Consider the following 14,127-nt stretch of genomic DNA (forward strand, 5'->3'; position numbering starts at 1 on the left):
CAAAAAAATGTAAAGTAAGGGTCTTTGGTCACAAATCGTAAGTTTTGATTTCCTATCCCATTAATAATCATTAAATTTGTGCTACAAAAAAATAAAACGTAATCAATGCAATACGACGTAATTGTAATCGGAAGTGGTCCAGGCGGATATGTAGGAGCTATCCGTTGTGCCCAATTAGGATTAAAAACAGCTGTTATTGAAAAATATAGCACATTTGGTGGTACTTGTCTTAACGTTGGATGTATTCCTTCAAAAGCGCTTTTAGATTCTTCGGAGCATTACCACAATGCTGCGCACAATTTTGATGCATTTGGCATCAGTTTGAAAGATCTGAAAGTAGACATGGCAAAGATGATTGCTCGTAAAGACGATGTCATTGCCCAAAATACTGCCGGTATCACCTTCTTATTTAAGAAGAATAAAATTGACAGTTTTCAGGGTGTGGGTTCATTTGTGGACAAAAACACCATCAAAATAACGAAAGCAGATGGTTCTACAGAGCAGATCACTGCTAAAAATGTAATTATCGCAACGGGATCGAAACCGACTTCATTGCCTTTCTTACCTGTTGATAAAAAAAGAATCATTACCTCAACCGAAGCACTTAACCTAAAAGAAATACCAAAACACCTTATTGTCATTGGTGGTGGTGTTATCGGTTTGGAACTCGGTTCTGTTTATGCGCGTTTGGGTTCAAAAGTATCTGTTGTTGAATTTGCAAAATCTATCATCGGTACAATGGATGGTGGCTTAGGAAAAGAACTACAACGTGTTTTGAAAAAATCATTGGGCATGGAGTTCTATTTAGGTCATAAAGTGACTGGAGCTTCCGCGAAAGGTAAAGTTGTAAAAGTAACTGCTGAAGATCCAAAAGGACAAGAAGTAACTTTAGAAGGCGACTACTGTATCGTAGCCGTTGGTCGTACCGCGTATTCTGAAGGTTTAGGATTAGAAAATATCGGCATCACAGTAGAAGAAAGAGGTAAGAAAATCCCCGTTAATGCCCATCTGGAAACAGCAGTGCAAGGTGTATTTGCAATTGGTGATGTGATCACTGGAGCAATGTTGGCACACAAAGCTGAGGACGAAGGTGTATATGTTGCAGAATATATCGCAGGTCAAAAACCACATATTGATTATAATTTGATTCCAGGTGTTGTTTATACTTGGCCTGAAGTTGCTTCTGTTGGCAAGACGGAAGAACAACTTAAAGAGGCTGGTGTAAAATACAAAGCTGGATCATTCTCTTTCAAAGCTTCTGGTCGTGCAAAAGCATCGGGTGACACCGACGGTTTTGTAAAAGTACTGGCAGACGCGACAACTGACGAAGTATTAGGTGTACATATGATCGGTCCTCGTGCAGCAGATATGATTGGTGAGGCAACCGTAGCTATGGAATACCGTGCATCTGCAGAAGATATCGCACGTATTTGCCACGCACACCCAACCTACACGGAAGCAATCAAAGAGGCGGCGCTAGCAGCTACAGCAAATAGAGCAATACACGCTTAGGCGATAAATATCGAAACGTAAGGGGAAAAGGAAACTTTTCCCCTTTCTCTTAACTACCTAAACACGATGAATTTTTACACAAGAAAGTGGGTCAAACCCGAAGACCTAAATCCCAATGGAACATTATTTGGCGGAACACTCCTGCGATGGATTGATGAAGAAGCGGTCATTTATGCTATCGTTCAATTAGGAAACCCCAAAGTGGTTACGAAATTTATTTCAGAAATTAACTTTGTAAGCTCAGCCAAACAAGGCGATATACTTGAACTGGGTATTGAAGCGATCAATTTTGGAACAACATCGTTAACGATGCGCTGCGAGGTCCGCAATAAAATATCCAGAAAAACAATTCTATCAATCGATAAATTGGTCTTTGTAAACCTGGATGAAGAAGGTAATCCTGCTCCCCACGGAAGGGATAGCATTACCTATGCGTATATGGGTATTGAGAAGACAGGTAGAGAGGATTAAACATCTCTCTCCTGTTCTTATTAATTGATATCTCCCGCAAAGGAGAGGGACACAAGTATTCGTCCATTGAATACAGGCGATTCCTCTGGTCTATTCGCAATCCAATTCCTTCTCTTACCTCTTCCTGAACCTTTATAAAAATCATGCATTTGAATTTTTATACAAACACTATGACTTCTGTCTTTTTCCTTCGATTTCTTTTTTAAGGTCCAATTCCACCCAAAAGCCAAAAATAGGGATCAAGGATGCTAAGAAATATTTTACCGCTTTTAATATAGGCCACTTGTATTCTACTGTTGACATAATCAGCATAACCACAAAAATAACAACAAAGAAGCCATGAATGGAACCGGCTATTTTGACAGCTTCGGGGATTCCCGCAAAATACTTCAAGGGCATAGCAATAAAAAACAAGCAAATGGTGGAGATAGCTTCCCACAAGGCGATCTGTCTGAATATTCTTAACATAATGATAAACTGTGTATTGTGAACTTCAAAAATAAGACACTAAAAACGCTTTAACTATTATTTTTCCCCCTTTGACCAGGATGTGACATTCAGCCAGAAACAGCGACAGTGTTTTATCAGAAACCGCCAATTTTACAATAAATAGTTCATATTCATCAGAAAAAATGCGTACTTTTGAATGAATATATGCTTCACATATTTTGTCATTTGAAGCTATAACACTCAACTACAGAATATTTATTTATATGAATTACGACATCATTGTAATCGGTAGTGGTCCAGGCGGGTATGTTGCTGCCATTAGAGCCGCTCAGTTAGGGTTCAAAACAGCGATTATTGAACGCGAATCATTAGGCGGAATCTGTCTAAACTGGGGCTGTATCCCTACAAAAGCATTATTGAAAAGTGCTCAGGTATTTGAATATTTAAACCATGCCGCTGATTACGGCATCAATGTTCAAGGTGGTGAGGCTGATTTTGACGCCATTGTCAAAAGAAGTCGCGGGGTTGCTGAAGGAATGAGTAAAGGTATTCAGTTCTTGATGAAAAAGAATAAAATCGACGTCATCAATGGAACTGCAAAAATTAAAAAAGGTGGTAAAATCGATGTGAAAGGAGCAGACGGTTCTACTAAAGAATATTCGGCAAAACATACCATCCTAGCGACTGGTGCACGTTCACGTGAATTGCCTAATTTACCGCAAGATGGTAAAAAAATCATCGGTTACCGTCAGGCAATGACACTTCCTAAGCAACCAAAGTCTTTAGTTGTTGTTGGCTCCGGTGCAATCGGTGTTGAATTCGCTTATTTCTATAATGCAATCGGAACAAAGGTAACGATCGTAGAGTTTATGGATAGAATCGTTCCTGTTGAAGATGAAGAAATTTCAAAACAATTAGAGAAAAGCTTAAAGAAACAAGGTATCACCATCTTAACGAAATCTGAAGTTCAATCCGTTGACACAACAGGTGAGTTGAGCAAAGTTTCAATCAAAACAGAAAAAGGTATTGAAGTTATCGAAGCAGAGATTGTCTTATCGGCTGTTGGTATCGCTCCAAATATCGAAAATATCGGCTTGGAAGAGGTTGGTGTAAAAACTGATCGCGGCCGTGTTGTTGTAGATGATTTCTACAAAACAAACATCGAAGGTGTATATGCTATCGGTGACATCGTTAAAGGCCAAGCCCTGGCTCACGTTGCCTCAGCAGAAGGGATCACATGTGTTGAAAAAATCAAAGGGCTACATGTTGAACCTATTGACTACAATAATATCCCAGGCTGTACCTATTGCTCCCCAGAAATTGCTTCTGTAGGTTATACTGAAAAAGCGGCAAAAGAAGCCGGCTATGAAATTAAAGTTGGTAAATTCCCATTCTCAGCTTCAGGAAAAGCTTCAGCTGCTGGTGCGAAAGATGGCTTTGTTAAAGTTATCTTTGACGCTAAATATGGTGAGTTTCTAGGCGCACACCTTATCGGAGCCAATGTGACCGAGATGATTGCAGAAGTTGTTGTTGCCCGCAAATTGGAAACAACAGGTCATGAAATGATTAAAACGATCCATCCTCACCCAACAATGAGTGAAGCGATTATGGAAGCTTGTGCTGATGCTTACGGTGAAGTGATCCACTTGTAGTATTAAAAAAAATAAAACTAAAAAGGGGAAAATCTAATGATTTTCCCCTTTTTAGTTTTATTGCCGAATGGATAATAGCGATTACATAACCAATCGTGACTTAAAGACGATCTGTTGATCGACAATTTCGGTATTGTCAATGCGTTCAAATAAGATTTCAGCGGCTTTACGCGCTTGCATGCCTGGAAATTGCTCTATGCGTCCCATTGGCGGATTTTCCATATATTGCCATAACGGATAGTTGGCATAACTAATAAAGAAAATATCTTGATTTAAGACAAGCCCCTTTTGTCTGGCTGCTTTCATCAAATCAAGTGTAACAAAGTCATTAAAAGATATAATGGCTGAAGGCCGCTCAGACATCGCGAATATATGATCCATCGCTTTCTCGTTTCCTTCCGTACTCAAATCCGTTTCGATGATATTCTTCTCCAGAATATCCATCCCATTCCTTTTCATTGCCGATAGGTAAGCTACTTTTCTGTCTTCACTAGCGGGCAGTGTTTTCGGCCCATTTACAAGCGCGATAACTTTGTGTCCACGGGCTACGAAGGCGTCCACAGCTTCGTTCATACCCGTAGAAAGATCACTTTGTACTTTATTGATATTGGGTAAACTAGGCACACAGTCAAAGAAAACAATCGGGATACCGGACGATTCCAACTTCTCAATAAATTCCAAATTGGTCGTCTTTTTACCTATAGACATTAAAATCCCGTCAACACGATGGTTTTTAAATGTTTTTAAAATTTGCTCTTCCCGATCAGGATCATCCAAGGATTGCCCCATCAGAACTGTATATCGGTGTTCTGATGCAACATTTTCAATTTCACTAATGGCGAAAGAAAAAAACGGTTCAGACAAACTCGGTAAGATTACAGCAATCGTAAAAGTTTTACGCTGCTTGAAGAATATAGCCGTCTGATTGGGTTCATAATTCAATTCTTCGGCCATTTTTTTAACCCGCATTGTTGTTACCAGTCCAATACTTGGGTGATCATTCAATGCTCTAGAAACTGTCGAAGGACTGATTTTGAGCTTCTTGGCAATTTCTTTAATCGTGGCAGGCTTGTTCACTTTATTCATAAATCCAAGGGCTTTATATAAAAATAGGGCTTTTATATCCCTAATCATAATTTTTTCTCAACAATATCGACAACGACTTTAATGGCAATTATTGTTGGTAGATTCAACAAAGATACTGACTGTAAACTTAGTCTACAAATTGAATTGCAGCCGTTTCAACGGTAAACTCCTTGGCGAGGAACTCCAATGGATCAATTTCCCTAAAAACAAGTTCATCTTTAAAATAAACCTTTATATCATCCCCATATTCACCCCAATCCACAAATTTAACTTTATTGAGTTGTTCTAGCGGATTTCCTTTCGTCAAAATACATACATGTTTATCTGCCGCTTTTAATTGCTTAAACAGCGTATTAATATGATCAAACAAATGTAACCGTAGCGGCAAAATTGCATTGACATGAAGCCGCTCAAAATTCTCTTTATATTTTGGATCAAATCCAAAAGTTTGCTGCGCATGTTCGAACAATAAATACTCACCTTGATGCTCAAGGTGATTTTTCATAAATTGAACCAAATCTGCTTGCGCAGGAACAGTCTCTGTAAATTCTATAAAACTAGCAAAAAGATAATATACTTGAAGTAAGTAATCCTTTTTAGGAAAAACAACATCATCCAATTCAAAAACATATACCTTTTTATCTTCTGGAAACATCATGATAAGTAAAAGCTTAAAATTAAGGGTTGTGTCGACATCGTTAAAACCTTAATGACACTGGCCACAACAATAAGATTCTATTTGGACACACAGATTAGCGCTAAGTCCTCGCCTGAATCCGAAGTGACAAACAATCCATCCAATGGCCTGTCAAATCTCGTCGAATCCAATAAATTGTTCCCCTTCGAAAGGAGTTTATAAGGCAATTCAGCAGGTGGATTTTCCATAACAGGAATAGTTTCAAGCTGCTGTTTATCGGGGACAAGAACGGAGATCTGATATTCCTCAAATAAAACCTTGGCAGTGGACAATGGCTCCAGCTCAAAACCACCCAGAGGCAAAACATAATCAACCTCTTGGTCTAAACTTAATTTGAGTATCTCATGCGCAAAAGTAGGAAGAAGACCTTTTGGAATTTTAGCATATTTCCCTGAGGCTAAAAGCAATTCGGGAATATCTTCTGAACTTGCATATAATATTTCGAAATCAGTCCCAAGTCTTTTAGCGATACGCATCGCCAAAGGTCTGGTCCCGAAAGTTATGAGTATTTTCTTCATTAAAAATATAATTATAATCCCGATTACTGTTACACGACTAACCCATCGCGCATATGAATCGTTCGATCCGAAATTCGGGCAAGCTCCTCATTATGAGTAACGATAATAAATGTCTGTTGAAATTTATGTCTAAGATCAAAAAACAATTGATGTAAAGCTGCCGCGTTCTCTGAGTCAAGATTACCCGAAGGTTCATCGGCCAAAATAATGGAAGGATCATTGATCAAAGCGCGGGCCACAGAAACGCGTTGTTGTTCGCCGCCAGACATTTCAGCGGGCTTGTGGTCAATACGATGAGAAACCCCCAATAATTCCAGCAATTCTCTTGCTTTAGCTTCCGCCTCGGATCTCCCTTTTCCCTGAATAAAAGCTGGAATACATACGTTTTCCAAGGCCGTAAATTCAGGCAGCAAATGGTGAAATTGAAAAACAAAACCGATATGTTCATTACGGAAAGCACTGAGCTTTTTAGCATTCAATTTTTGAACATCAACACCATTGATGAAAACTGTTCCCTGATCAGGCTTATCCAAGGTACCAATAATATGCAACAGTGTACTTTTTCCAGCTCCTGAGGCACCAACAATACTGACGATTTCCCCTTTTTCAACAGCGATATCAACACCTTTCAAAATTGGTAATGATCCATAAGCTTTGTGAATTCCTTTGGCATGTAACATCATAGGACAAAGATAAATAAATTTACGATACCACGAGTTTGAATAAATAAGCTGTTATTTCTCTATTCCAGCCATTTTATTTTGTCTAAATGTCAAAAAATAGATAAAAGAGCAACTTATCCCTTGTCTTATCCCCCAAAAAATTATATTTTTACGCCAAATATTTTTGCAAATGAACATTCACGAATATCAAGGAAAGCAAATACTAAAGAGCTTTGGTGTGCGCGTACAGGAAGGTATCGTAGCAGATACTCCAGAGCAAGCTGTGGAAGCGGCCAAAAAAATGAAAGAAGACTACAATTCTGATTGGGTTGTTGTTAAAGCTCAAATTCACGCTGGTGGCCGTGGTAAAGGTGGTGGTGTCAAGTTGGCTAAGAACTTAGATGAAGTCAAACAAAGAGCAACTGACATCATTGGCATGCAATTAGTAACGCCTCAAACTGGACCTGAAGGTAAAAAAGTAAACAAAGTTTTGGTAGCTCAAGACGTTTATTATCCAGGCGAGAGCGAAACAAAAGAATTCTACATGTCTGTATTATTAGACCGTGCTAAAGGACGTAACATCGTTATGTACTCTACAGAAGGTGGTATGGATATCGAAGAAGTTGCAGAAAAAACACCACACTTGATTTTCAAAGAAGAAATCGATCCAAAAGTAGGCTTACAAGGATTCCAAGCACGTAAAATTGCTTTCAATCTTGGTCTTTCTGGTGCTGCACACAAAGAAATGGTAAAATTTGTTGCTGCTCTTTACAAAGCATACGATTCTACAGACTCTTCTATGTTTGAGATCAATCCGGTATTAAAAACTTCAGACGACAAGATCTTAGCAGTTGATGCGAAGGTAAATCTTGATGAGAACGCTTTGTACCGTCACCCAGATTACGCTGCTATGCGTGACGTAACTGAAGAAGATCCGACGGAAGTTGAAGCTGGTGAATCAAACCTTAACTACGTTAAATTAGATGGTAACGTAGGTTGTATGGTAAATGGTGCTGGTTTAGCAATGGCTACAATGGACATCATCAAATTAGCTGGTGGTGAACCTGCAAATTTCTTGGACGTAGGTGGTACTGCTAACGCTGAAACTGTAAAGGCTGGTTTCAATATCATCTTAAAGGACCCTAACGTAAAAGCGATCTTAATTAATATCTTCGGTGGTATTGTTCGTTGTGACCGTGTTGCTCAAGGTGTAATTGATGCTTACAGCGAAATCGGTAACATCCCTGTTCCAATCATCGTTCGCCTTCAAGGTACGAATGCTGAAGAGGCTAAAAAATTAATTGATGAGTCCGGTTTACAAGTTTATTCCGCAATCTTATTGAAAGAAGCTGCTGAATTGGTAACAAAAGTATTAAAAGGTTAGTTCCTTTAATCATCATAACAAAAAGCGCGGATTAGTTATAATCCGCGCTTTTTTGTTTCTATCGGCTATTTCTGTACGCCACAACGAAAAAAAAGCACTTCCTACCGATCCGATATTTCATAGCAAAGTGAGCTATGTGTCGTTTCCCCTGCTTTGCGTTTTCACCCATCTTTATTTCAGAAAATATTTTTCCTTTGCACATTAACGAACCATCTTCAAGTGAATTAAATCAACATTTATAACCAATAAACCAACAGAATAGCTTATTTTTGTATTGCTTTTCTAACAAAGCATCTTTTACAAGTCAATCTCCAAAAATTAAGATGGAACACACAAGAATAAAGGAACTATTGAATGCCACAGAATTTGGCAAAGAGGTCGTTGTTAAAGGTTGGGTAAGAACTTTCCGTAACAATCAGTTTATAGCAATCAATGACGGTTCGTCAATCAATAATATTCAAGCAGTAGTCGATTTTGAAAATACACCTGAAGATATCTTAAAACGGATCACCACTGGAGCAGCAGTTCGCGTAAAAGGTCAATTGGTAGAATCACTGGGTAAAGGGCAAAAAGTTGAGGTTAAAGCGACAGAAGTTAGTATTATTGGCGACTCTGATCCCGAAAAATATCCATTACAGCCCAAAAAGCATAGCTTAGAATTTTTACGTGAAATTGCGCATTTGCGTTTCCGTACCGGAACATTCAATGCGGTTTTCAAAGTGCGTAATGCTTTAGCATTTGCAGTACACAAGTTTTTTCAGGAAAATGACTTTGTCTATATGCATACACCGATCATCACAGGTTCGGATGCGGAAGGTGCTGGAGAAATGTTTCAGGTTACAACCTTGGATTTAAAAAACCCGCCACGTAAAGAAAATGGAGATATCGATTTCAAAGAAGACTTCTTTGGGAAATCGACGAACCTTACTGTATCAGGCCAATTAGAAGGGGAACTTGGCGCTATGGCCTTTGGAAACATCTATACGTTCGGCCCAACATTTAGAGCGGAAAACTCAAATACAACACGTCACTTAGCCGAATTTTGGATGATCGAACCAGAAATGGCTTTCTATGAATTGGAAGACAATATGGATCTGGCCGAAGCTTTGCTGAAATATGTCATCAAATACGCTTTGGAAACTTGTCCAGAAGAAATTGAGTTCTTAACAAATCGCTTAATGGAAGAAGAGAAATCAAAACCAGCTGCGGAACGGTCAGAATTAAACCTGGTAGAGAAATTGAACTTTGTTTTAACAAACGATTTTGAACGCGTAACCTATACAGATGCCGTTGAAATATTAAAGCGTAGCAAACCAAACCAGAAGAAACAATTCAAATATTTAATTGATGACTGGGGAGCTGATTTACAATCGGAACACGAACGTTATTTGGTGGAAAAACACTTCAAAAAACCTGTTATCTTAACAGACTATCCACGCGAAATCAAGTCCTTTTATATGAAGCAAAATGAGCCGGATGCACAAGGAAGAAACACAGTCCGTGCCATGGACATTCTTTTTCCAGGTATTGGTGAAATGGTCGGTGGTTCGCAACGTGAAGAAAATCTTGATCGCTTACTCGATCGCATGGCTGAAGTTGGTATTCCTGCAGAAGAAATGGAGTGGTTCTTGGATACACGACGCTTTGGTTCAGTCCCACATTCAGGATTTGGTGTAGGCTTTGAGCGCTTGGTATTATTCACAACCGGAATGACAAATATCCGCGATGTAATACCATTTCCGCGCACACCGAAAAACGCAGAATTTTAATCTAAAGAACAACAGCCAAAACAAAATATTTTGGCTGTTGTTCTTTTATATATAGTGTATCTGAATGCAGATAATAACCATTGCCCTATTGACATCCTACAATAGGGCCTGAGATTAGACCTAATTCAGGTGCTTAACAAAAATAAAAATGCTCATTAAGATATATAACGATAACCCCAATCCCAGGGCAATAGAACAGGCGGTTGATATTCTTCGCCGTGGTGGTGTAATTATCTACCCTACCGATACCGTATACGGTATTGGCTGTGATATCACGCAACAAAAAGCCATAGAACGCTTATGTGAAATTAGGGGGCTAAAACCAGAAAAGGCGAACCTATCATTTATCTGCTATGATTTAACAGATATTTCGCAGTACACAAAATCCTTCGATACCTCCGTATTCCGTGTATTGAAAAAAGCATTGCCAGGACCCTTTACTTTTATTTTTAACGCAACAACTAAAGTCCCTAAGCTCCTAAGTTCCAAAAAGAAGACCGTGGGTATCCGTGTTCCAGACAATAATATTGTTCGTGAAATTGTCAGACAATTAGGCAACCCTATTGTGACAGCCTCCATTCACGATGAAGATGAAATTATTGAATATTCTACCGATCCAGAATTAATTCACGAAAAATACGAAGATCTAGTTGATGCTGTTATAGATGGCGGTTATGGCGATAATGTCGCATCTACCGTGGTTGATCTTACAGAAGGAACTTTTGAAGTAATTCGTGAAGGAAAAGGTGACTTGGAGCAATTCCTATAAAAACCAACTTTCAATAGAAATTCTACATACTGACCTATTTGCAAAATTTTCCCCAGCGTCATTGTTGGTAATTTGTGCATAAACTACTCCCGTCAACATACTTATTAACAAAACAAGCTACTTATTAACATAGAGAATGTTAATAAGTAGCTTAATGACCTATGCGTATCAACATAAAATGTGCACAAGTAACCACTTATCAACATGAAATTGTTAATAACACAAAGTATAAGGTTTCCAAAAAATGACAAAATGTGCAAAACTAAGTAGTTATACACATAAAAATGTGTATAAGTTAGCGGTCATCGACAAATTTGTTAAATAGCGTGTTTATAAAAAAGCTATACTAACAGATCCCTGTGGAAAGTTAAGAACTATATGCTATCCGTCCTTTTATCGCTATGTTGAAAAGGTCAATTCTGCGCTTTGTTTCTATAAGTAGTTTTCCAGGAAAAAACAATCCAAAACAATTCACCTTGGACAAATCTAACCTGTGCATTTCCGACCGGTTGCTTTTCAAACTGTTTGATCGTTGGGCTCCATTCCTCTTCTGCTGTCGCGTCAATGAGAATACTCGTTTTAATTCAATACGCTCGAAGTTTGAGAAAAGTTTTAAGGCACTAGCCTCAGATATAGGAAAAAAATATTAAAAGAGTTGCTCTAACATGAAAGGAGGTTTTATAAAATCACGACTTCTTCAATAATGACGTGACCTACATATTCATTTACTCTTCCTAGAATTTGTCTTCGCATAAGCGCCAATTCATTCTTAATAACAGCAGACTCTACCCGTACGAACAGTTTTTTATCACGAACATATAGCTGCTGTGTGCGATTAGCAATAGCCTTACCAATTAATTGAGGCCAAACAGATGCGATCGAAGTTTCATCAAATTTCCTTCGTAGCTTATAAGCCTCCAAAAGACGCTCAACCCCCTCTTTAATCGTCATATCGTCGCTTGACCGAATGAATTCTAGGCTTTTTTTAGTTTGCTTCTTATACATTGACTTGTCCTCCTTCAATATCAAAGATACGAACAGGGCGGCTGATTTCGTCAAAGATTCGCTGAATTCTCATGGAATCTGTATCCGTCAGGAAAATCTGTCCAAAATCATCTTCTGAAACCATCTGCATCAATTTATGTGTACGGCGATCATCAAGTTTATCAAAGATGTCATCCAAAAGAAGTAAAGGCTTAAAACCTTTTTTCTGTTGTAGATAAGAATATTGCGCAAGCTTCAGTGCAATTAGAAAAGATTTTTGTTGGCCCTGGGAGCCAAACTTTTTTAAGGGCATTCCACCGTGAATGGTAAAGATCAGATCATCTTTATGTATTCCCTGAGTTGTGCGTTCCAGAATACGGTCACGTTCCAAATTCTTCTCCAAAATATTTAGAAAAGAATCAGCCATTAAAGGCGATTCATAGTGTAAGTGAACAGACTCTGCATCCTCGGTAAGGAACTGATAGTGTCGATCAAACTCTGGCTGAAATTCCTCCATAAAAGACCTTCTTTTCTGGAAAATAATATTTCCTACTTCTTCAAGTTGAAAATTGAGAATTTCGATTAGGCCCAGATCCAATACACTGGTTTGACGCGCTTGTTTAAGGAGACTATTACGTTGGGCTAAAAACTTATTATAAATAATTAGGGTATCTAAATATTTATTATCTGTCTGGGAAATCACATTATCGACAAACTTTCTGCGCTCTTCACTCCCATCTGTTACGATGATGCTATCATTGGGAGATATCATGACCAAAGGAAATAAGCCGATATGGTCAGCGAGTCGGGGATAATCCTTTTTATTTTTTTTAAACTGCTTTTTCTGATTTTTCTTAAGGCTACAAGAAATGAAGTCACTAATTGATTCTTTATCAAACTCACCCTGTACCATAAACCAGTCATTACCTGATTTGATATGCTGCGAATCAATTGGATTGAAATAACTTTTACAGAGTGATAAATAGTGAATCGCATCCAAAAGATTGGTTTTACCAACACCATTATTCCCTGTAAACGCATTTACCTCGGGAAGAAATTCCAAAGATGATTCCGAGTAATTCTTGAAATTCAGAACAGAAAGTTGCTTCAGCCACATAGCACAAAGATACGCTATTTGGGTTGCTAAAAATTATTTTATTTCCTCAAAATCCACAAACTCACCAGCAGTTTCAGTCCCTTTACGTTCAGGGCCATCCTTCGGTGGAATGTAATCGACATGTACCTTCCCTTCGGGCTGAGACCTTTTACTTTCCTGTTGTCCTTGACCATTAAATTCATAATAAAATTTACCGCCTGATCCTTGGCTACCGTATGCTCCACCCTGCTGCTGCGCTTTTTCATCAACTTTTCAGCTGCCTTACGCATTGCAAATGGTAAAAATAATCTAAATAAGAATCTTACTACAAAGTAAACAGCGAATGCAATAAGTATAAATTTTAAAAATGCCATAGTTAATTCGTTGCTATTTTCTCAAATTTAACCAATAACTCGATAAACTGTTGTCTTTAAAATGTCAGATAAGAATTTATTAACAAATTTTAAGACTTTCCTAATCGCCCTTTTGTTTCCATAATTATTCGATAGAGCTCTTCTTGGCGCTGTGTTCCCAATACGTAAGTAAGACCATCTTTATCTGTTAAAAAAACAGCATTTTTGCCACCAGCAAAGAATTTAATCTTTCCTTTTGTATGCAGGTTATAAACCGGATTATTGAAAAAGAATGTGCTATAAGGCGCCTTTTCTATTTTTGTAATAGAGGCAAGATCGATTTTGACGACACGAGTAGACCATAGTCCACTAATCAGTATATGGTCTTGAAATACTTCCGTACGGAATAATACCATATACATCATGACAATGGACGTGATGATAATACCTACTCCTACGATAAAGAACAATTGACTCGATATCAAATGGTCTAAATTCAAATAAAATGCTGTGAAGCAAAAAAGTACGAGCACCAAACGCACGCTTATCCAAACACGGTCACGACCTAAATATTGATTTTCCGAATAAAGTACACCTTCTTTCATTTACTTAAGATTTAGCTATTAATTTGGAGACTTCACACCATTGTTTTCTAATAGCAGAGCTTCTCAATAACTTCGTTTTTACTTCTATAGATTTTGTCACCTCCAGGGCCCATTGTTTG

General features: G+C 38.2%; 14 protein-coding genes and 1 pseudogene. 6 read left to right on the plus strand and 9 right to left on the minus strand.

Features of this window, described 5'->3' with window-relative positions; all coding sequences use genetic code 11:
- Positions 1 to 105 precede the first annotated feature (105 nt).
- Positions 106 to 1,512 (plus strand): dihydrolipoyl dehydrogenase, encoded by a 1,407-nt coding sequence (lpdA, locus tag DTA23_RS02980; protein ID WP_070560648.1) that lies wholly within the window; start codon positions 106 to 108, stop codon positions 1,510 to 1,512.
- 66 nt (positions 1,513 to 1,578) lie between these two features.
- Positions 1,579 to 1,983, plus strand: a complete 405-nt coding sequence (locus DTA23_RS02985; RefSeq protein ID WP_046674085.1) for an acyl-CoA thioesterase — start codon at positions 1,579 to 1,581, stop codon at positions 1,981 to 1,983.
- Positions 1,984 to 2,151: 168 nt separating this feature from the next.
- On the opposite strand, the gene DTA23_RS02990 is transcribed toward DTA23_RS02985, so the two are convergent.
- A complete protein-coding gene (locus DTA23_RS02990; RefSeq protein WP_046674086.1) occupies positions 2,152 to 2,451 on the minus strand; it encodes a DUF3817 domain-containing protein in 300 nt (99 codons plus the stop codon).
- 245 nt (positions 2,452 to 2,696) lie between these two features.
- Between DTA23_RS02990 and lpdA (DTA23_RS02995) the strand changes: the two genes are divergently transcribed.
- Complete coding sequence (gene lpdA, locus DTA23_RS02995; protein ID WP_070560650.1) at positions 2,697 to 4,085, plus strand: dihydrolipoyl dehydrogenase; 1,389 nt, start codon at positions 2,697 to 2,699, stop codon at positions 4,083 to 4,085.
- Between the two features lie 81 nt (positions 4,086 to 4,166).
- Here lpdA (DTA23_RS02995) and DTA23_RS03000 read toward each other — a convergent pair whose 3' ends face one another.
- The 4 genes from DTA23_RS03000 to DTA23_RS03015 all read right to left on the minus strand — a co-directional run bounded on the left by DTA23_RS03000 (position 4,167) and on the right by DTA23_RS03015 (position 7,066).
- Positions 4,167 to 5,171 (minus strand): LacI family DNA-binding transcriptional regulator, encoded by a 1,005-nt coding sequence (locus tag DTA23_RS03000; protein WP_070560710.1) that lies wholly within the window; start codon positions 5,169 to 5,171, stop codon positions 4,167 to 4,169.
- Between the two features lie 127 nt (positions 5,172 to 5,298).
- Positions 5,299 to 5,829, minus strand: coding sequence for a hypothetical protein (locus tag DTA23_RS03005; protein ID WP_070560652.1), 531 nt, complete (start codon positions 5,827 to 5,829; stop codon positions 5,299 to 5,301).
- A gap of 77 nt (positions 5,830 to 5,906) precedes the next feature.
- On the minus strand, positions 5,907 to 6,386 hold the full coding sequence (locus DTA23_RS03010) for a hypothetical protein (RefSeq protein WP_070560653.1): 480 nt from the start codon (positions 6,384 to 6,386) through the stop codon (positions 5,907 to 5,909).
- A 29-nt stretch (positions 6,387 to 6,415) separates the two neighbouring features.
- Positions 6,416 to 7,066: an ABC transporter ATP-binding protein gene (locus tag DTA23_RS03015; RefSeq protein ID WP_172462322.1), complete on the minus strand. Its 651-nt coding sequence runs from the start codon at positions 7,064 to 7,066 to the stop codon at positions 6,416 to 6,418.
- A 172-nt stretch (positions 7,067 to 7,238) separates the two neighbouring features.
- Here DTA23_RS03015 and sucC point away from each other — a divergent pair, with 172 nt between their 5' ends.
- From sucC to DTA23_RS03030, 3 genes are all read left to right on the plus strand, one after another.
- The gene (gene sucC / locus DTA23_RS03020) at positions 7,239 to 8,432 is read left to right on the plus strand and encodes an ADP-forming succinate--CoA ligase subunit beta (protein WP_046674091.1); all 1,194 of its coding nucleotides are present in this window, start codon (positions 7,239 to 7,241) and stop codon (positions 8,430 to 8,432) included.
- Between the two features lie 323 nt (positions 8,433 to 8,755).
- Entirely contained in the window at positions 8,756 to 10,201 is a 1,446-nt protein-coding gene (asnS, locus tag DTA23_RS03025; RefSeq protein WP_112373791.1) for an asparagine--tRNA ligase, read from the plus strand.
- 148 nt (positions 10,202 to 10,349) lie between these two features.
- Complete coding sequence (locus DTA23_RS03030; protein WP_070560659.1) at positions 10,350 to 10,970, plus strand: L-threonylcarbamoyladenylate synthase; 621 nt, start codon at positions 10,350 to 10,352, stop codon at positions 10,968 to 10,970.
- Positions 10,971 to 11,648: 678 nt separating this feature from the next.
- Here the strand turns inward: DTA23_RS03030 and DTA23_RS03035 are convergent.
- The 4 genes and pseudogenes from DTA23_RS03035 to DTA23_RS03050 all read right to left on the minus strand — a co-directional run bounded on the left by DTA23_RS03035 (position 11,649) and on the right by DTA23_RS03050 (position 14,008).
- On the minus strand, positions 11,649 to 11,975 hold the full coding sequence (locus DTA23_RS03035) for a DciA family protein (protein ID WP_070560660.1): 327 nt from the start codon (positions 11,973 to 11,975) through the stop codon (positions 11,649 to 11,651).
- Positions 11,968 to 13,071, minus strand: coding sequence for a DNA replication/repair protein RecF (gene recF / locus DTA23_RS03040; protein WP_070560661.1), 1,104 nt, complete (start codon positions 13,069 to 13,071; stop codon positions 11,968 to 11,970). Before recF ends, DTA23_RS03035 begins: the two co-directional genes overlap by 8 nt.
- A gap of 33 nt (positions 13,072 to 13,104) precedes the next feature.
- Positions 13,105 to 13,224: pseudogene (locus tag DTA23_RS31025) on the minus strand (DUF4834 domain-containing protein); the annotation flags it as partial.
- Positions 13,225 to 13,513: 289 nt separating this feature from the next.
- A complete protein-coding gene (locus DTA23_RS03050) occupies positions 13,514 to 14,008 on the minus strand; it encodes a hypothetical protein (RefSeq protein WP_070560665.1) in 495 nt (164 codons plus the stop codon).
- Positions 14,009 to 14,127 lie beyond the last annotated feature (119 nt).

The sequence above is a fragment of the Sphingobacterium multivorum genome (assembly GCF_900457465.1).
GTDB classification, from domain to species: Bacteria; Bacteroidota; Bacteroidia; order Sphingobacteriales; family Sphingobacteriaceae; genus Sphingobacterium; species Sphingobacterium multivorum.